Source organism: Rhodococcus sp. H29-C3 (assembly GCF_030063405.1).
Lineage (GTDB): Bacteria > Actinomycetota > Actinomycetes > Mycobacteriales > Mycobacteriaceae > Rhodococcoides.
In genome coordinates this window covers 21,500-38,831 of record NZ_JASITC010000001.1, presented here as the reverse complement: position 1 = coordinate 38,831, position 17,332 = coordinate 21,500, and the positions used below count along the sequence as shown (strand labels likewise).

Below are 17,332 nucleotides of genomic sequence, written 5' to 3'. Positions count from 1 at the left end.
GCACCGACACGGAAGCGAAACAGGCAAGATGGTCCAATGCCGTTTTTCGAGGGAGCCACCGGTGCCGTTCATTACCGATCATGGACGACGGCACACCCCCGTCTCATCGTGGTGTTCCTCCACGGGTTGGGACAGAACAGCGGCCACTACCATCGGTTCGCGCGGGTAATGAACGGTCGCGACATCGATGTATGGGCCATCGACCACGTCGGCCACGGGCTCACCGAGGGCGAGCTGTCCGATGCGTCGCAGATCGAAGGTCTTGCCGACAACGCCCTTCAGCTCGCAGCGATCGCGCAGTCCGAGCGGGACGGCATCCCGCTGGCCCTGATGGGGCATTCGTTGGGCGCGGCAACCGCGATTGCTGCTCTCGACAAGGATTCGAGCCGATTCACCTCGGCGGTGTTGTGTGCGACCCCGAAGTCGGTTGTCGGTGCAGCCGTCGCTGATCTACGCAGTTCGACTGTGCCACTGCTGGCGCTGCACGGCATGGACGACCGGATGGCGTCGATAGACGCTGTCCGCACGTGGATTCCATCGGTACCGGGTGCTCAGCTGAAGGAGTACGAGAACGCCGGTCATGATCTGTTGCACGAGAAGATCCACCGGACCGTCTCGCTCGATGCTGCCGAGTTCATGCTCGGGTGTATCGACATAAAGGTGTATAGACATAAAGGTGTATAGACACAAAGGTGTGACGTGCATGCCCGAACAGCAGACATGCACGTCACACGGGTAAGTCAGCTGTAGATCGACTCGATGACCGAGCTGCGCTCCTGGTGGATGATGTTCCGCTTGAGCTTGAGCGTCGGTGTCAACTCTCCGGTTTCCACCGTGAAGTCGTGCTCGAGGATCTTGTACTTCTTGATCTGCTCGGGCTTGGAGACCTTCTTGTTTGCTTCGGCGACGGCCTTGTCGATCTCGGCAACGAGATCGACGTGGGTCGACAGTTCCGCGAAGACAACGGTCTCGGACAGTCCGTGGCGTTGCTTCCAGCCGGGCAGTGCCTCGGGATCGAGGGTGATCAGCGCGCCGATGAAGGGCTTGGCGTCACCGACGACGAGGGTTTGACTGATGAGTGCATGCGCGCGCAGTGCGTCCTCGAGTACCGCGGGTGCAACGTTCTTGCCGCCCGCAGTGACGATGATTTCCTTCTTGCGGCCGGTGATGGAGACATAACCGTCCTGATCGATGGAGGCGAGGTCCCCGGTGTGGAACCACCCGTCGACGATGGACTCGGCGGTGGCTTTGTCGTTGTGCCAGTAGCCGCTGAAGACGACTGGTCCTTTGAGGAGTAGTTCGCCGTCCTCGGCGACCTTGACCGCGTGACCGTTGATCGGCTTGCCGACCGTGCCCACGCGCTGCTCCGGCGTTGTGTTGACGGTGACCGCCGCGCTGGTCTCGGTGAGGCCGTAGCCCTCGTACACGGGGACGCCGATGCCGCGGAAGAAGTGACCGAGACGTGCGCCGAGGGGTCCGCCGCCCGAGACAGCTCGCACACATTTGCCGCCGAGGGCCGCACGCAACTTGGAGTAGACGAGCTTGTCGAACAGTGCGTGCTTGAGATTGAGGACGAGACCGGCACCGCCCTTTTCCTTGGCCTCGCTCCACTCGATCGCGGTCGCGGCGGCCTTGTCGAAGATTCCGCCCTTACCGCCGTCGTGCGCCTTCTGCTTGGCGGAGTTGTAGACCTTCTCGAATACGCGTGGTACCGACAGGATGAAATCCGGCTGGAATACGGCGAACTGGTCGACGAGGGTTGTTACGTCGGCTGTATGACCGACGGTCACCTTGGACTCGAACGAGCCGAAGGAGATCGCCCGCGCGAACACGTGCGCCATCGGCAAAAACATGAGTGTTCGGTTGCCCTCCTTCATCGAATCGCCCAGCGCCAGCTTCACGGCCTCCACCTCGGCGTAGAAGTTGGAGTGCGTCAGCTGAACGCCCTTGGGACGGCCGGTGGTGCCGGAGGTGTAGATCAACGTCGCCGGCGAGGATGCCACTACCTGCTTGCGACGGGTGTGCAGTTCTTCATCGGTGACCGCTGCGCCGCGCTTGGTCAGTTCTTCGACGGCGCCGCCGTCGATCTGCAGTACCTCGCGCAGGTCGGCGGCACCCTCGGTGACCTCTTTCAACGCCTCGGCATGTGCCTGGGATTCGATGAACAGGATCTTGGTAGCGGAATCTTCGAGGATCCACTGAGCCTGATCGGGTGAGGATGTCTCGTAGATTGCGACCGTGCACCCGCCTGCGGTCCAGATTGCGTAGTCGAGGAGAACCCACTCGTAACGAGTTGCGGACAGGATGGCGATGCGATCGCCCAGTTCGACTCCGGAGGCAATGAGCCCCTTGGCGACTGCAGACACTTCCTTGGCGAACTGAGCTGCGGTGACGTCGGTCCAAGAACCGTTCTGCATCCTCACGAACGGTACGAGGTTCGGGGACTCCTTTTCGTACCGGAACACCGAATCGGCCATGGACGCGTCGTCGGGAATGGTGAATGACGCGGGTACAGAATATTCTCGCACTGGGGACCCCTCCGGGAAAATGACGTGATAGATGTGCATTTCATCACACTCTTGGCCGACTTGCACTACCGATGGGATGTCCGGATTGCGAACTTTCGGTCAGATCTTCCGAGTTTCGGTGTAACTCTGGGTGGACCTTAACCGTTGTCGCACGGAGGTTCGAGGCTCTTCTCTTTATCGGCCCCCGATATCGCAGCGGTCGGATCGGGGGACGACAACCCCTCCGGCCGGTGGGTGCGCAACCACGAATTCTCGGCACTCGGTCCATTGGGTCGGTCGCAGGGACTAAACTGGGTGACATATGAGCACAACAGAGCCGAATCAGGATGCCGCCGTGACGAGTGACGAAGCAATTTCGAATAGGTCGGCACCGGCGCCCACCGACTCGACCCCCGCCCCGGACGCTGCGTCCGAAGAAGCTCCGCAGCTTACTTTCGCCGACCTCGGAATCGAGGAGCGCGTCCTGCAGGCCCTTCGGGACGTGGGATACGAGACCCCCTCGCCCATTCAGGCGGCCACTATTCCGCCCCTGATGGCGGGCAACGATGTCGTCGGATTGGCTCAGACCGGCACCGGCAAGACCGCGGCGTTCGCGGTGCCGATCCTCTCGCGGCTCGACGTATCACGGCGTGTTCCGCAGGCGTTGGTGTTGGCACCGACGCGTGAGCTCGCGCTGCAGGTGGCCGAGGCGTTCGGCAAGTACGCCTCGCACATCCCCGGCCTGCACATCCTGCCTATCTACGGCGGTCAGGCATACGGCATTCAGCTGTCGGGTCTGCGCAAGGGTGCGCAGATCATCGTGGGTACCCCCGGTCGCGTCATCGATCACCTGGAGAAGGGCACTCTCGACCTCTCCGGCCTCGAGTATCTTGTCCTCGACGAGGCCGACGAGATGCTCAAGATGGGTTTCCAGGAGGATGTCGAGCGAATTCTCTCGGATACTCCCGAATACAAGCAGGTGGCTCTCTTCTCGGCAACGATGCCTGCTGCCATCCGCAAGATTTCCAAGCAGTACTTGCACGATCCTGTCGAGATCACCGTCAAGACGAAGACGTCGACGGCACCGAACATCACGCAGCGCTACGTACAGGTCGCACATCAGCGCAAGCTGGAAGCACTGACACGGATCTTCGAAGTCGAAGAATTCGAAGCGATGATCATGTTCGTCCGAACCAAACAGGCCACCGAGGAGCTCGCCGAGAAGCTTCGCGCACGGGGATTCTCCGCGGCCGCGATCAACGGTGACATCGTGCAGGCTCAGCGTGAGCGGACCATCGGTCAGCTCAAGAACGGCCAAATCGACATTCTCGTTGCCACCGACGTCGCGGCTCGTGGTCTCGACGTCGATCGCATTTCGCACGTCATCAACTACGACATTCCGCATGACACCGAGTCGTACGTGCACCGCATCGGTCGTACCGGACGAGCGGGCCGAGCCGGTCAGGCATTGCTGTTCGTAGCGCCACGGGAGCGTCACCTGCTCAAAGCGATCGAGCGTGCGACGCGTCAGCCGATCACCGAGATGCAGTTACCGAGTGTCGACGACGTCAACGCGCAACGCGTCACCAAGTTCGGGGACTCGATCACCGAGAGCCTCGAGAGCGAGAATCTCGCGCTGTTCCGCCGACTCGTCGAAGATTACGTGCAGGCGCACGACGTCCCGCTCGCGGATATCGCGGCAGCACTCGCCGTGCAGTCCCGCGACGGTGAGGCGTTCCTGCTGAAGCCTGAGCCACCCGCCCCGCCGCGCGCACCCCGGGAGCCACGCGAGCCGAGGCCTCCGCGTTCGTTCGACGCAGACGCGGCCGATTCGCATCACCGCAAGACCGGTCAGGAGATGGCGACGTATCGGATCAGCGTCGGCAAGCGTCACCACGTCGCGCCGGGTGCCATCGTCGGAGCTATCGCGAACGAGGGCGGACTACGCCGCAGCGATTTCGGGCACATCAGCATCAGACCGGACCACTCGCTGGTGGAGCTGCCTGCGGACCTGGCCGACGAGACGGTCGAAGCGTTGCGTCGTACTCGGATCAGTGGGGTGCTGATTCAGCTGACACCCGACTCCGGGCCTCCCGGTCGCAGTGGCGGAGGCGGCAAGTTCAAGGGCAAGCCCAGGCGCTGAAGAAGCAGGTAAGTAGACAGACACCGTCTGCCTCCGCGTCGCACCCTGTTTCAGACGGTGCCCAGCGGAGGTGGGCGGTGTTTCTCTTGGGCGGTGTTTCTATTGGGCGGACCCGCCTTCGTCAGCCCATGATCCGCTGTAGGAACTGCCTGGTTCGCGGCTCGGTCGGATTGACCAGTACTTCCTCTGGTGTTCCGCGCTCGAGAACGATGCCGTCCTCGATGAAGAGAACTTGATCGGCGACCTGCTGGGCGAAGCGGATTTCGTGGGTGACGATCACCATCGTCCACCCCTGAGCTGCAAGACTCCTGATGACAGCGAGTACTTCGCCGACAAGTTCGGGATCGAGGGCGGAGGTCGGCTCGTCGAACAGCATGAGCTTCGGTCGAAGCGCCAAGGCCCGGGCTATTCCGACGCGTTGTTGCTGGCCGCCGGACAGCTGGAACGGGTATTGATCGGCTTTGGCCTCGAGGCCGACTTGCTCGAGCAGAGTGTGGGCATCGGCGATCGCTTCGTCTTTCGGACGTTTCTGGACGATCACCGGACCTTCGATGATGTTCTGCAGGACGGTTTTGTGGGGGAACAGATTGTGGCTCTGGAAGACCATTCCGCTCTGCGCTCGGAGGAGTCGAAGGTCTGCTGCGGACACTGGGGTTGCGAAATCCACCGAAACGTCACCGATCCGGATCGACCCGGAGTCGGCGGGGTCGAGTGCATTCAACGATCTGAGCACCGTCGTCTTACCGGATCCGGACGGCCCGATGATCACGGTGACGCTCCCCGCCGGCACGGAGAAGGAGACGTCGCACAACACGTCGATCTTGCCGAACGACTTCTTGAGTGCCTTGACGTCGAGAAGGTCGGTCATTTCGCCACATACCTGTCGAGTCGGACTTCGAGTTTTCCTTGGAAGAACGAAAGAATCATGCAGATCACCCAGTAGTACAGAGCGGCGACGCTGTAGAGAGCGAAGAAGTCGAACGTCGGTGCGGCCGCCAATTGCGCGACGCGGAGCAATTCGGTCACCAGGATGGTCGATGCCAGCGAGGTGTCCTTGACGAGTGAAATCAACGTGTTCGACAGCGGCGGCACGGCGGTACGTAATGCCTGGGGAAGAATGATGCGCTGCAGCGTCGTGCGGTAGCCCATGCCGATGGTCTGCGAGGCTTCCCATTGTCCCTTCGGCACGCTGAGGATGGCTGCTCTGATGACCTCTGCTGCATAGCCGCCGACGTTCAAGCTGAACGCGACCACCGCAGCGGGGAACGGGTCGATCACCACTCCGAACTGCGGCAGCGCGTAGAAGACGATGAACAACTGCAGCAGTAGCGGCGTGCCTCGAACGATCGAGACGTAGAAGCGAGCTGCCGCAGACAATGCCTTTCTCGACGAGATGCGAGCCAATGCAACTGCGAGGGCGATGACGAGCCCGATGACGAAGCTGATGGCCGTCAGCGGGATGGTCATCGTCAGCGTTGCCTTCAACATCGGCCACAGATTGTCGAGGATCAGATCGAGTTTGGATTGCGGTTCGACATCCGAGGCGTCCGACGTCGGCACCTGGGTATCTGCGGTCGGTGCGGCGACGGCAGAACCGAAGTACGTGGTGGAGATCCGATCGAGCGTTCCGTCCGCCTGCAACGTGTCGATCGCATTGTCGATTTCGTCCATCAGGCCGCTGTCTTTGCGGGCTGCGAATGCCTGGTAGCTGGTGTCTCCGGTCTGTGCCGCCACTTTGACGCCGGTGTCGCCGGTCTGCTTCAAATACTCGGCGATGGCGAGGCTGTCGTTGACGGTGGCGTCGACACGCCCGTCTTTGACTAGAGTGACTGCCTGCACGAACCCTTCGACGGCTTCTACGTTCGCGCCTGCGTCTGCGGCGACCTGAGCCCAGTTGCTGGTCGACGATTGTGCCGTCGTTTTGCCTGCGAGGTCTGCGACCGAGGTGATCGCTGTGCTGGTCGCCGAGTCGAGGATTTCGCCCTCGGAGACCGTGTACGGCTTGGACAGGTCGTATGCGTTCTGTCGATCGGGGTTGATCGTGACCTGATTGGCGATCAGGTCGAAGCGCCCGGATTGGAGTCCAGCGAAGATCGAGTCGAACGGGGTCTGTACGTACTCGACGCGGACGCCGAGTTCGCCCGCGACTGCATCGACCACGTCGATGTCGTATCCGGTGAGTTGTCCGTTCGCGCCCTGAAAGCTGAACGGGCTGTAGGTACCTTCGGTACCGACGACGAGAACGCCGTTGTCCTTGACCGTATCGATCAGTGGTCCGGTGGCGGATCCACAACCGGCAACGGACATCAGTGCGACCAGCACGGCCAGCAGAGCGAGCACTTTGCGATGCACTTCGAGGAAGGCCTTCCGTCATCTCGTTCGGTAGAGGAAACCTACCCGTCGATCTCTATTTCCGCGGATATCACCACGGCGTTGTTCATCGGTAGTGCTGCCGTTCCGATGGCACTGCGCGCATGGGCTCCGACTTCGGGGCCGAACACTTGCAGGATCAGATCGGAGAAGCCGTTGATGACTGTCGTCGTCTGGGTGAACCCGTGATCGGCGTTGACCATTCCCGAGACGGTGAGCCAGGCACTGATTCGATCGAGGTCCCCGATAGCGCGTTGCACGCTGGCGAGTATCGCCAGGGCTGTGTCTCGTGCCGCGTCAGTGGCCTCGTCGAGGGAGATGTGCGACGGCACTGCGCCGAAGGGGCCTGCCATCGAGCCGTCCGCCCGTTGCGGTGAGTGACCCGTGACGTACACCCGGTTGCCTCGTACACGAACCCATTCGAAGGAGAATTGGAATCCCGGCGGCGCGTGGGCCTCGGCGGGAAGGACGAATCCCAGTTCTTCCAACTTGCGTTCGATGTGCATCTCAGTGATACCTCCGTGCTGGAATTCCGTTGATCGTGCGCACAGTCCATCCAGTCTCGTCGCGGACGAGGGTGGACACCCCGGCGTTGAGGATGCGCGGCGACGGTACGCCGCGGATGGCGCCGAGAATCGCTCGGATGATGCCGCCGTGGGCGACCGCGATCACGGAGGACTCCGGATACGTTTCCGCGATCTCGTCGACGGCGCGCACTCCTCGCTCGATCAGGGTGGCGCGCGGTTCCAGCCCTGGATACAGTCCGTCCGGCCAGTGTGAGTATGCGTCGTAGTCGGTGAATCCCTCGGCCTCGCCGAAGTGTCGTTCGGCGAGATCGGGATAGGTGGCGCTGCGCTCGATTCCGAGATGCGATCCGATGATGTCCGCTGTCTCCGAAGCCCTCGACAACGGCGAACTCACCAACAGGTCCCAGGTGTGCCCCTCGAGTTCGTACACGGCTTCGCGGGCCTGCGCGCGGCCGGTGGAGTTGAGTGGGATATCCGAGGAACCTTGGAGGCGACCGTGCAGATTCCAGTCGGTTTCGCCATGTCGAACCAGTGCCAGCAAAGTCATAGTGTCCGGAGAGTATCTCAGCTACTGGAGAGTACGGTCGAAAGAGACAACGTGGTCGAGTCCGGAGGGACCAAAATGAATCTTGCCCTGACAGAGAAGGAAGCTGCTTTTCGTGACGAAATGCGGACTTTCTTCACCACTGAGATTCCCGCGGAAATACGCGAGAAGAGCAAGGTGGGCATCGAGCTGAGCCGTGAAGACATGGTGACGACGATGCAAATTCTCAATGCGAACGGTCTGGCTGTTCCGCATTGGCCTGCAGAGTTCGGCGGTCGGGATTGGACGCCGGTTCAGCGTCATATCTGGCTCGACGAGATGCAGCTGGCCTCGGTGCCCGAGCCACTGGCATTCAACGCCTCGATGGTCGGACCGGTGATCGCTACTTTCGGCTCGCAAGAGATGAAGGAGAAGTTCCTTCCGAAGACGGCGAATCTGGATATTTGGTGGTGTCAGGGATTCTCCGAGCCCGAGGCTGGATCGGACCTTGCATCGCTGCGAACGACTGCCTTGCGTGACGGTGACGACTACATCGTCAACGGCCAGAAGACGTGGACGACGCTCGGGCAGTATGCCGACTGGATCTTCGCTCTCGTCCGGACCAACCCGGATGCGCCGAAGAAGCAGGCGGGGATCTCGTTCCTGCTGATCGATTTGAACACGCCCGGCATCACGGTGCGCCCGATCAAGTTGATCGACGGCAGCGTCGAGGTCAACGAGGTGTTCTTCGAAAACGTCCGTGTTCCGGCGGAGAACCTTGTGGGTGAGGAGAACCAGGGGTGGAGCTACGCGAAGTTCCTGCTCGGTAACGAACGCACCGGTGTCACCCGGGTCGGACACACGAAGGTTCGTCTGGAACAGGCAAAGAAGCATGCGGCCGCCACTGCCGTTGCCGACGGCACCCTGCTCGAAGATCCGATCTTCGCGGCGCGGTTCGCCGAGCTCGAAAACGAAGTTCTCGCACTGGAACTCACACAGCTGAGAATGGTGTCGGGATCTTCTGACGGTAAGCCGAATCCGGCGTCGTCGATTCTGAAGCTTCGCGGATCGGAGCTGCAGCAGTCGGCGACCGAGATGTTGATGGATATCGCAGGACCCGATTCGCTTCCTTACGAGGCTGGCGACGACATCGACAGTCCCGGTTGGGCGCAACGTTCGGTTCCGACGTACCTCAACTACCGCAAGGTATCGATCTACGGCGGATCCAACGAAGTGCAGCGGCAGATCATCGCATCGACGATTCTCGGATTGTGAGGGGCAGGACATGGATTTCGAACTGAACGAAGAACAGAAACTCCTGCGTGACACCACTCGTGAGGTGCTGTCGAGGGCGTATGACACCGAAAAGCGAAACAAGATCGTTGCCGCCGACCCTGGTTGGTCGGCCGATGTTTGGAAGCAGCTCGCCGAAGTCGGGCTACTCGGACTGAGCTTCTCCGAGGACGACGGCGGCATGGATGCCGGCCCGGTGGAGATCATGGCCGTCATGACCGAGGTCGGACGTCGCCTCGCCCCGGAGCCGATACTCGATGCGGTGCTCGTGCCGGGCGGGTTGATCTCCGAGGTCGGAAGTGTCGATCAGCGTCGACGCGTCTTGCCCGGCGTAGCCGAAGGCAGCACCTTGCTTGCCTTCGCACACAACGAAACCGGCAGTCGTTGGCCGAACATCACGGTGAGCACTTCAGCGACCGAGGACGGCGGTTCGTGGTCCATCACCGGTACGAAGAATCCGGTCCCATCAGGCGGCAGCGCCGATGTACTGGTGGTCAGTGCCACGCTTCCAGGCGGCGGGATAGGCCTCTTTCTCGTCGACGGCGATGCGACGGGGCTCGATCGCAAGTCCTACCAGACTCACGACGGAGGTCGGGCGGCACAGATCACGCTGACCGACGTCGCGGCCGAGCCGTTGGGTGATGGCGGAGATGCGAGCACGGCCATCGTGGCTTCGGAGGTGAAGGCGCAGGCTGCACTGTGCGCCGAAGCCATCGGTGCCATGGAAGAGGCACTGAGGTTGACGACGGATTATCTGAAGCAGCGCAAGCAATTCGGTGTTCCGCTCGCCAAATTCCAGGCGTTGACGTTCCGGGCAGCGGATATGTACGTCTTGCTCGAACTGGCGCGCAGTATGGCGCTGTACGCGACGATGAATCTCGCGGACGACGTCGTCGATCCGCTCGTGGCTTCGCGTTCGAAGCTGCAGATATCTCGGTCCTCGCGCAAGCTGGGGCAAGAAGCGATTCAGCTGCACGGTGGCATCGGTGTCACGGCCGAATATCCGGTAGGACATTACGTCAGCAGGCTCGTCGCGATCGAGCACACGCTCGGTGGTGCCGACGAGCACCTGCGCGTGCTGTCGAAGTAGCAGAGTCCGACAGGTGAGTGGGAGTCGGAAGGATTCCCACTCACCTATGCGGTGAGCCTCTGGTTGTTCGCTGTCCGTAAATTCTCCGTACCCCGAGTGTTCCCTTCGGAGGGTTTGGCTACTGTGAACCAGAGGGCATGCGAACAGTGTGCCCACCGAGAAGGCCGATCGGAAGCGAGACACCGATGAAGGCTCGGACGGCGGAGTACCCACGCCCGAATCACTGCCTCCTGCACCTGAGCGATACGCACCTTGTCGAGGGCGGTGATTTGTACGGTGGAGTGGACAGCACGGCCACGTTGCGTCGCATCCTCGCTGATGTCGAGACGTCCGGGGTGCGGCCCGATGCACTGGTCTTTACCGGCGATCTCACCGACCGAGGTGAACCGGGTGCTTACGACACCCTGCGGGCGCTGGTCGAGCCGGTTGCCGAGGCGCTCGGAGCCCGGATCATCTGGGCGATGGGAAATCACGACGACCGTGCGACCTTCCGATCGCGGTTACTCGATCAGGCGCCGACGACCGGCACGGTCGACCGTGTCCACGAGGTGGCCGGACTTCGCATCATCACGTTGGATTCGACGGTTCCCGGTCACCACTACGGTGAAGTGACGCAAGCCCAATTGGATTGGCTTGCAGGAATTCTCGAAACGAAAGCCGAATTCGGCACCATTCTGGCGATGCATCACCCGCCGGTGCCTGCGGTGTTGGATCTTGCGGTGCTGGTGGAGTTGCTCGATCAGCGCCGACTCGCAGATGTCCTCCGTGGGAGCGACGTCAGATCCATCCTGGCTGGTCACCTGCACTACTCGACCTCAGCGACGTTCGCAGGGATTCCGGTGTCGGTCGCGTCCGCTACCTGCTACACCCAGGACCTCAACGTCCCACCCGGCGCTACCCGGGGCCGCGATGGTGCGCAGGCCTACAACCTCGTCCACCTCTACGACGACAACGTCGTGCACTCGGTGGTCCCCATCGGAACCTACGAGACCGTCGGTGAATACGTCTCCGCAGAAGAGGTCGTACGGCGTCTGGACGAGGCCGGGGTGACCATTGCCGAAAGTGCGCGACGGCCGAGGTTCAGCAGTATCTAGCTTTCCCAGGGCGCGACGATGGGGAAGTACCGTTCGAGGAACTCGGTGACCCGGCGGGTCCGCACCTCCAGGTCGACCTCGGGAAAGCTGCCGTCGTTGAGGCAGAAGAAGTCGATCGAGCGTTTGGGTAGAAGGTTCTCCATGGAATGGAGCCCCGAATGCGACGTGGTGTCGATGTAGGTGACCTTGGCGCTCGCCTGCACCACTGCCCGGCCGCTCATCAACGCGTAGTAGTGGTAGAGCGAGTTGGTGACCGAGATATTGGTGCTGGCCCGGAACACGCTTGCAGCAGTAGCAGCGAACTCGTCGGGGAACTCGTTCTCCATCTCTTGCATGACGCTTTTGCGCAGTGGCGTAGCTGCGTGTTCCAGGTGCCTGGTGGTCATCAGACCGAAGCGGTCCTGCAGTAGTCGACGGTTGACCCGGGCGGCGTTCTCGAACCCGCTGCGATCTTCGTCGTTGTAGCCCAACCCGATTCGGGTGCCGGCTTCGATGAACATGCTGATGCCGCCGGGTGAGAAGAACATCTGCGGGCCGACCGGGCGTCCGAAGAACATGTCGTCGTTGGAGTAGAGGAAATGCTCGGACAGGCCCGGGATGTGATGCAGCTGGGATTCGACTGCTTGCGAATTGTGGGTCGGCAGAACGGAAGTGTCGACGAAGAACGTTTCGCTCGGCACGAACGTCACGCGCGGGTCGTCGGCGAGCCAGGCCGGTCGATCGGAATCGGTTGCGACGAAGATGCGACGAATCCACGGTGCGTACATGTGGATCGAGCGAAGCGCATACTTTAGTTCGTCGATCTGCCGAAATCGTGCAGGTGACGAGTCACCCTCTCCGACAATGTAGTTCTGCATGCGGCGTGCGCGTTGAGCTTGGAATTCGGCGGAGGAGCCGTCGACCCAGGAGAACACGATGTCGATATCGAAATTGATGTCCGACGCGTGGTCGGCGAACATGTTTTCGATTGTCGGCCAGGACTTTCCGAAGCGCTCGACGGTTCCGCGCACCGCTTCATCGCGTCGAATGGTGCGGCGAGTCAGCGAGTTCTCGACGGGAAGCACGATCTCCTGGGGCGAAAACGCCCACAGTTCGATCTGAACAGCCGTCGAGGCGCCGTAGTGCAGGCCACTGTTCGGTTCGATTCGGGGGCGATAAAGCCGAAAGATGCGGGCGTCGGAGGCAGGTGAAAGTGATCCGTCGGCCACCAGCACCGTCTTGGCTCGCTTGACGTCCACGGTTTTGGAGTAGAACGGCTCTTGCATGCACGCCTCGACCAGTGCCGCGCGCAGTGGTTCGCGCTCGGCAGCATCTATGGCGATGACCGGTCGCTTGTCGTTGCCGCGAACCAGCAGGTATCGGATGCGGGCACTGTCGAGGGCAGCGCGGATGAACAGCAAATCGAAGACCATCGCCTGGTGGGGCGTCGTTGACGTGATCGACAAAGCGAATCTTCCGTCGTACGCAACCACATCTGTTCGGTCCGTCAGACGCGCGACGGACTCGGGCGATTCACCGATCACCGGGTCGAGCGCGTCTTGCTCGGGTGCGACCAGATATATCTCATGGGGCGTGGACGTCGAGGTAATGGTGACCCTTCCGGAAGTGGCGTGCGAGCCGAGAACCCCCGGAGCGTGCTGTCAGTCTATAGCGGAGTGAACCGGAACTATGCGCGTGGCAACGAGCACCCCCACGGCCGCACCTGCCACATCGAATGCTGCATCGAGGAGGGAACCGCTACGGCCCAACGGCAGGACGGCCTGAAGGATCTCGGACGCTATTGCGAAAGTTGTAGTCCACAGGACGGTCCGCGACGCTGACACCGCTGCGACTCGTGAGGTGTACGCGAGTGCGAAGAAGAGTGTGAAGTGAATGATCTTGTCGCTGTGGGTGAATCCGCTGGGCACTCCCGACGCGGGGGTGAACAGAATGATTATCGCGGCGATCAGCGCGAGAGCCAGTGGCACGTAGTAGCGCAGCGGCAGAGGCGCACAGTGGCGGAGCGGCATGGACATTGCCATCACTCTAGTTGCCCCTGTATTCCTTCTCTCGAAGTCAGAGCTTGCGAAGCAACGCGACGGTGTCGAGGCGCTCGGTCTGCTTCCCGTCGGTGGTGGTCCCGGTTCGCGCACGATCCTCGGCGACGACGACGGACCATTCTACGGTGGGGAATAGTGCGGTGACCTGGTCGGCTGTGAAGAGGAGTTCGGCGTGCCCATGCTGCGAGGCCAGGGCGTCGGAGGGGCTGTGTCCGACGATCAGGAGGTGTCCCCCCGAGGTGACTGCGTTGCCGAAGCGAAGGATTGCCGGCTCGAACTGAGCGTGTGGCAGGTGGAAGAAGTGGGCACTGACCAGGTCGAACGACGTGGCGGGCGGAGCCCACTCGGTGAGATCGCGGTGGAGCCACGCCACGGTTCGATCGACTTGTCCATGCCGAGCACGTTCGAGGGCGATGGGCGAGATGTCGGCGCCGGTGGTCTTCCAGCCGTTGTCTGCGAGCCAGAAGGCGTCGGCTCCTTCGCCGCTGCCGATGTCCAGAGCGCTGCCTGGCGTGAGCTTCGACGCTTCTGTGATCAATACCTGGTTGGCGTGGCCGCTCCAGATGGTGGGTCGCTCCGAGTACAGGTTGTCCCAGAACGGCTGGTCGAATACTGCCGGAGCATCGTCGTGTGTGTGCATGGCTATGACAGTGCCGACGCATTCGCGAATGCGCAAGTTGGTTTGCTAGTTCGGCAAATTCGACCAGGTGGTGCGTCAGATATCGATGAGAACTTTTCCGGTCACGCCGTTCTGAACTGCGTCGTGTGCAGCGGCCGTACCGGACAAAGGGAACCGGCGCAACGGTAGACCGGCGCTTTCGCCGACCTCGAGTACACCTGCACCTGCCGCAGCATTGACGTCGTCCTGAGCGGCCTTCAGGGCTGCCTCGCCGACGGTGTAGAGCAGAATGAACTGGTAGCGAGTGTTGAGCACCATGTTCGGTCGTACATCGAGGGTGATCGTGTTGCCGCCGTTGTTGGCGTACACCGCAATCGAGGCACGTGTGGAGGTGACGGCGGCGTTCAGTTCGGCGTTCTGCGCCGGGGCGACCTCGACCACCAGATCGACTCCATCGGGGGCGATGGCTCGGATCGAGGCAGCGGCATCACCGGTCGTGTAGTTGACGACGTGATGTGCACCCGCGGCAGTAGCGAGGGCTGCTTTTTCCGGCCCACTGACGGTGGTGACGACCGTTGCTCCCGCCCAGCGCCCGAGTTGGATCGCCGCATGCCCGACTGCTCCCGCACCACCTGCAACCAGTACTGTCCTGCCGACGAGCGCGCCGGGATGCAACCGCGAGGGGCCGTCTTCGGAGACTGTCAATGCGCGGTGGGCTGTCATGGCGGGCACACCGAGGCTGGCCCCGACGTCGAAACCGACGTGGTCAGGGAGTCGTACGACGCGTTCGGCCGGGACTACGGTGTACTCCTGTGCTGTTCCGGTCGGCCTCCGGTGCTGTGAGAGGTACAGCCACACCCGGTCGCCCACGGCCAGACCTTCGACGCCGGTGCCTGCCGCATCAACGGTCCCTGCACCGTCTTGGTTCGGCACGACCTCGTCGAAGTCGAGTGCGTCCCCGGGGCGCGCGCCCTCCCGGTTCTTCCAATCGGTGGGGTTGACCCCGGATACGGCTATCTTCACTCGAACCTCGCCCGGTCCCGGTTCGGGTATCTCTCGGTCCACGAGATCGAGTACAGAGGTGTCGCCGGTCCTGGTGTATGTGATTGCCTTCATATCAGGGTGCAACGGGTTCGGCAGTAGTGGAAATTCCAGGCCGGAAATTTCGGTGATGGAAATTGCACAGTCGGGTATGCGGATAGAAGTAGGTACGTCACCACGCCACCTCCACCCGCATTTCGAAAGGACAACCCAGGTGAATCACGCCGGAGTACTCATCGACGCTTTCGACCGCATCAAAGGGGTCGTACACGAGACCCTCGACGACATTTCTCCCGAGGCACTCACCTTCAGAACGGACGCCGAGGCCAACACGATTGCGTGGCTGATATGGCACTTGACGCGCGTTCAGGATGATCACGTGGCAGGCGTCGAAGGAGGGGAGCAAGTGTGGACCTCGGACGGCTGGGAGGTCAGATTCGGTCTGCCGTTCGAGAGCTCTTCGATCGGCTACGGCCACAGCGCTGACGATGTCGCTCGGGTGCGCGCCGACGCCGAACTGCTCCGCAGCTACCACGACGCGGTGCACGCCAGGACCGTTGCGTACCTCGGTTCGCTGACGGCCGAGGATCTCGATCGCGTCGTCGACGAGCAGTGGGATCCCCCGGTGACACTCGGCGTGCGGCTGGTATCGGTGGTGTCCGATGATCTCCAACACTGTGGACAAGCGGCCTATGTACGGGGCTTGTTCGAGCGCAAGTAGCTGCTCACCGTACGTCCGCTTCGCTCAGCCGAAGCGCTTCTGCAAGTTGCCGAGAGTTTTCGAGATGTTCCGACGTTGGAACTGGGGGAACGTCTTTCCGCTTGTGGCGATCTTGTCGAATACGAGCGCTACGGCATCGGGCCACTTCGTGCGGTCGTCGGTCCATGTCTCGGTAACCCTGGTGCCACCGGGGACCGGTTCGAAGTCGTACCGCCACGTCGCGTTGGCACCCTTGAAGCGGGGAGTCTTCACGCCGATCGCGTGGACGCGGAACTCGAACGCCGACCCGGGATCTGCGACAGTGACGGTGCATCGGGTGATCCAGCGTGCACGCCCGCGTTTGTTCTTTCCGTCGAACACCATTCCGACGTAAGCACTTTCGCGTGGATCGTGCACCACGGCGCCGAGGTTTTCCGGGCTCCAGCTGCCCATCTGTGTCGGATCGCTGATAGCGGCGTAGAGAGTGTCGGTGTCAGCGCTGACGACGGTGCTGTCGGACACCGTGAATTCGCGGGTCATGAAGTGGATCCTTTGCGTAGGCCGGGATGATTACGAGCGAGGAGGGGTACCAACAACTTTCGTGGCGTCACCTGGGCGAATATCGACGCGATACGGTTGACAGCGCCGGGTATCGCGACCATCTGACCTTTCGCCATGCCGTCTACGGCGGTCTTTGCGACCTCTTCGGGCGATACCCACATCACGGACGGAAGGGCAGCCTCGGCATCCTCTTTCGAAAAGCCTGCGGTCTCACCGAATCCGGTATCCACCGGTCCTGGGCACAGCGCCGTCGCGGAGACACCGGTTCCGTGCAGCTCACCGCTGAGACTTTGCGTGTAGGAGAGGACGAAGGCCTTGCACGCGCCGTACCCAGCTTGACCGGGAAGCGGCTGAAACGCCGCGGTCGATGCAACGTTCAGTACGGCACCGCGTTCTCTCGCCGTCATCCCTGGCAAGAATCGGCTGCAGAGGTCGGCGACCGCCGCCACGTCGACCTCGATCATGTTCAACTCGGCTTCTGGGTCCGAGGATGCGACGGGGCCGAGCGTGGACAGTCCAGCGTTGTTCACCAGAATGTCCGGTATCAGTCCCAGTGCCTCGATGCGGCCCAGTAATTCGCTCCGCGCGGATCGTTCGGACAGGTCGGCAGCGAGGACCTCGGCTCGGATTCCGCACTTGTTCAGCTCCTCGGCCAGGGCGCTCAGCTTGTCGGCGCTTCGCGCCACGAGGGTCACCCCGTGCCCACGGTTGGCGAGTTCGCGTGCAATCGCTACCCCGATTCCGGAGGAGGCCCCCGTGACGACGGCAGTGCTGTCGGGCGTAGGGCGAGGAAGGCTCATGGGTCCACCGTAGCGAAGCACGAGT

17 protein-coding genes are annotated in these 17,332 nt (G+C 61.9%); 6 read left to right on the top strand and 11 right to left on the bottom strand.

Features of this window, described 5'->3' with window-relative positions; all coding sequences use genetic code 11:
- Nucleotides 1–36: 36 nt before the first annotated feature.
- The gene (locus tag QMK32_RS00140) at nucleotides 37–684 is read left to right on the top strand and encodes an alpha/beta hydrolase (RefSeq protein WP_283472272.1); all 648 of its coding nucleotides are present in this window, start codon (nucleotides 37–39) and stop codon (nucleotides 682–684) included.
- Between the two features lie 56 nt (nucleotides 685–740).
- Here the strand turns inward: QMK32_RS00140 and QMK32_RS00135 are convergent, their stop codons facing one another.
- Nucleotides 741–2,528 (bottom strand): AMP-dependent synthetase/ligase, encoded by a 1,788-nt coding sequence (locus QMK32_RS00135; protein ID WP_283472271.1) that lies wholly within the window; start codon nucleotides 2,526–2,528, stop codon nucleotides 741–743.
- Nucleotides 2,529–2,829: 301 nt separating this feature from the next.
- Between QMK32_RS00135 and QMK32_RS00130 the strand changes: the two genes are divergently transcribed.
- Nucleotides 2,830–4,650: a DEAD/DEAH box helicase gene (locus QMK32_RS00130; protein ID WP_283472270.1), complete on the top strand. Its 1,821-nt coding sequence runs from the start codon at nucleotides 2,830–2,832 to the stop codon at nucleotides 4,648–4,650.
- A 121-nt stretch (nucleotides 4,651–4,771) separates the two neighbouring features.
- Here the strand turns inward: QMK32_RS00130 and QMK32_RS00125 are convergent, their stop codons facing one another.
- From QMK32_RS00125 to QMK32_RS00110, 4 genes are read right to left on the bottom strand one after another with little or no spacing between them, the layout of a single operon-like run.
- Entirely contained in the window at nucleotides 4,772–5,518 is a 747-nt protein-coding gene (locus QMK32_RS00125; RefSeq protein ID WP_283472269.1) for an amino acid ABC transporter ATP-binding protein, read from the bottom strand.
- The gene (locus QMK32_RS00120) at nucleotides 5,515–7,002 is read right to left on the bottom strand and encodes an ABC transporter substrate-binding protein/permease (protein WP_283472268.1); all 1,488 of its coding nucleotides are present in this window, start codon (nucleotides 7,000–7,002) and stop codon (nucleotides 5,515–5,517) included. The genes QMK32_RS00125 and QMK32_RS00120 overlap by 4 nt, the downstream gene beginning before the upstream one ends.
- A gap of 41 nt (nucleotides 7,003–7,043) precedes the next feature.
- Nucleotides 7,044–7,526, bottom strand: a complete 483-nt coding sequence (locus QMK32_RS00115) for a RidA family protein (RefSeq protein WP_269305295.1) — start codon at nucleotides 7,524–7,526, stop codon at nucleotides 7,044–7,046.
- Nucleotide 7,527: 1 nt separating this feature from the next.
- Nucleotides 7,528–8,094, bottom strand: coding sequence for a histidine phosphatase family protein (locus QMK32_RS00110; RefSeq protein WP_283472267.1), 567 nt, complete (start codon nucleotides 8,092–8,094; stop codon nucleotides 7,528–7,530).
- Nucleotides 8,095–8,169: 75 nt separating this feature from the next.
- Between QMK32_RS00110 and QMK32_RS00105 the strand changes: the two genes are divergently transcribed.
- The 3 genes from QMK32_RS00105 (at nucleotide 8,170) to QMK32_RS00095 (ending at nucleotide 11,547) form a co-directional block, all read left to right on the top strand.
- The gene (locus QMK32_RS00105; RefSeq protein ID WP_283472266.1) at nucleotides 8,170–9,345 is read left to right on the top strand and encodes an acyl-CoA dehydrogenase family protein; all 1,176 of its coding nucleotides are present in this window, start codon (nucleotides 8,170–8,172) and stop codon (nucleotides 9,343–9,345) included.
- 10 nt (nucleotides 9,346–9,355) lie between these two features.
- Nucleotides 9,356–10,453 carry an acyl-CoA dehydrogenase family protein gene (locus QMK32_RS00100; protein ID WP_283472265.1) on the top strand — a complete coding sequence of 366 codons (1,098 nt, stop codon included), beginning with the start codon at nucleotides 9,356–9,358 and terminating at the stop codon, nucleotides 10,451–10,453.
- 185 nt (nucleotides 10,454–10,638) lie between these two features.
- Nucleotides 10,639–11,547: a phosphodiesterase gene (locus QMK32_RS00095; RefSeq protein ID WP_269305303.1), complete on the top strand. Its 909-nt coding sequence runs from the start codon at nucleotides 10,639–10,641 to the stop codon at nucleotides 11,545–11,547.
- On the opposite strand, the gene QMK32_RS00090 is transcribed toward QMK32_RS00095, so the two are convergent.
- The 4 genes from QMK32_RS00090 to QMK32_RS00075 all read right to left on the bottom strand — a co-directional run bounded on the left by QMK32_RS00090 (nucleotide 11,544) and on the right by QMK32_RS00075 (nucleotide 15,321).
- Nucleotides 11,544–12,959 (bottom strand): stealth family protein, encoded by a 1,416-nt coding sequence (locus QMK32_RS00090; protein WP_283473121.1) that lies wholly within the window; start codon nucleotides 12,957–12,959, stop codon nucleotides 11,544–11,546. The two genes, QMK32_RS00095 and QMK32_RS00090, sit on opposite strands and share 4 nt — an antisense overlap.
- A 228-nt stretch (nucleotides 12,960–13,187) precedes the next feature.
- Nucleotides 13,188–13,562, bottom strand: a complete 375-nt coding sequence (locus tag QMK32_RS00085; protein WP_283472264.1) for a VanZ family protein — start codon at nucleotides 13,560–13,562, stop codon at nucleotides 13,188–13,190.
- A gap of 40 nt (nucleotides 13,563–13,602) precedes the next feature.
- Nucleotides 13,603–14,226 carry a class I SAM-dependent methyltransferase gene (locus QMK32_RS00080; RefSeq protein ID WP_283472263.1) on the bottom strand — a complete coding sequence of 208 codons (624 nt, stop codon included), beginning with the start codon at nucleotides 14,224–14,226 and terminating at the stop codon, nucleotides 13,603–13,605.
- A gap of 75 nt (nucleotides 14,227–14,301) precedes the next feature.
- Nucleotides 14,302–15,321: an NADPH:quinone reductase gene (locus QMK32_RS00075; RefSeq protein WP_283472262.1), complete on the bottom strand. Its 1,020-nt coding sequence runs from the start codon at nucleotides 15,319–15,321 to the stop codon at nucleotides 14,302–14,304.
- Between the two features lie 139 nt (nucleotides 15,322–15,460).
- Between QMK32_RS00075 and QMK32_RS00070 the strand changes: the two genes are divergently transcribed.
- Nucleotides 15,461–15,967, top strand: a complete 507-nt coding sequence (locus tag QMK32_RS00070; RefSeq protein WP_283472261.1) for a mycothiol transferase — start codon at nucleotides 15,461–15,463, stop codon at nucleotides 15,965–15,967.
- A gap of 24 nt (nucleotides 15,968–15,991) precedes the next feature.
- Here the strand turns inward: QMK32_RS00070 and QMK32_RS00065 are convergent, their stop codons facing one another.
- Both QMK32_RS00065 and QMK32_RS00060 read right to left on the bottom strand, forming a co-directional pair.
- Nucleotides 15,992–16,486, bottom strand: a complete 495-nt coding sequence (locus tag QMK32_RS00065) for an SRPBCC family protein (protein WP_269305314.1) — start codon at nucleotides 16,484–16,486, stop codon at nucleotides 15,992–15,994.
- Nucleotides 16,483–17,307, bottom strand: a complete 825-nt coding sequence (locus tag QMK32_RS00060; protein ID WP_283472260.1) for an SDR family NAD(P)-dependent oxidoreductase — start codon at nucleotides 17,305–17,307, stop codon at nucleotides 16,483–16,485. Before QMK32_RS00060 ends, QMK32_RS00065 begins: the two co-directional genes overlap by 4 nt.
- Between the last annotated feature and the right edge of the window lie 25 nt (nucleotides 17,308–17,332).

What these genes read in the sequence shown, in the direction of transcription:
- QMK32_RS00140 (WP_283472272.1), top strand. Translation starts at nt 37, where the DNA reads ATGCCGTTTTTCGAGGGAGCCACCGGTGCCGTTCATTACCGATCATGG.
- QMK32_RS00075 (WP_283472262.1), bottom strand. Translation starts at nt 15,321, where the DNA reads ATGAAGGCAATCACATACACCAGGACCGGCGACACCTCTGTACTCGAT.
- QMK32_RS00065 (WP_269305314.1), bottom strand. Translation starts at nt 16,486, where the DNA reads ATGACCCGCGAATTCACGGTGTCCGACAGCACCGTCGTCAGCGCTGAC.
- QMK32_RS00080 (WP_283472263.1), bottom strand. Translation starts at nt 14,226, where the DNA reads ATGCACACACACGACGATGCTCCGGCAGTATTCGACCAGCCGTTCTGG.
- QMK32_RS00130 (WP_283472270.1), top strand. Translation starts at nt 2,830, where the DNA reads ATGAGCACAACAGAGCCGAATCAGGATGCCGCCGTGACGAGTGACGAA.
- QMK32_RS00110 (WP_283472267.1), bottom strand. Translation starts at nt 8,094, where the DNA reads ATGACTTTGCTGGCACTGGTTCGACATGGCGAAACCGACTGGAATCTG.
- QMK32_RS00115 (WP_269305295.1), bottom strand. Translation starts at nt 7,526, where the DNA reads ATGCACATCGAACGCAAGTTGGAAGAACTGGGATTCGTCCTTCCCGCC.
- QMK32_RS00125 (WP_283472269.1), bottom strand. Translation starts at nt 5,518, where the DNA reads ATGACCGACCTTCTCGACGTCAAGGCACTCAAGAAGTCGTTCGGCAAG.
- QMK32_RS00095 (WP_269305303.1), top strand. Translation starts at nt 10,639, where the DNA reads ATGAAGGCTCGGACGGCGGAGTACCCACGCCCGAATCACTGCCTCCTG.
- QMK32_RS00090 (WP_283473121.1), bottom strand. Translation starts at nt 12,959, where the DNA reads ATGGTCTTCGATTTGCTGTTCATCCGCGCTGCCCTCGACAGTGCCCGC.
- QMK32_RS00085 (WP_283472264.1), bottom strand. Translation starts at nt 13,562, where the DNA reads ATGTCCATGCCGCTCCGCCACTGTGCGCCTCTGCCGCTGCGCTACTAC.
- QMK32_RS00105 (WP_283472266.1), top strand. Translation starts at nt 8,170, where the DNA reads ATGAATCTTGCCCTGACAGAGAAGGAAGCTGCTTTTCGTGACGAAATG.
- QMK32_RS00100 (WP_283472265.1), top strand. Translation starts at nt 9,356, where the DNA reads ATGGATTTCGAACTGAACGAAGAACAGAAACTCCTGCGTGACACCACT.
- QMK32_RS00060 (WP_283472260.1), bottom strand. Translation starts at nt 17,307, where the DNA reads ATGAGCCTTCCTCGCCCTACGCCCGACAGCACTGCCGTCGTCACGGGG.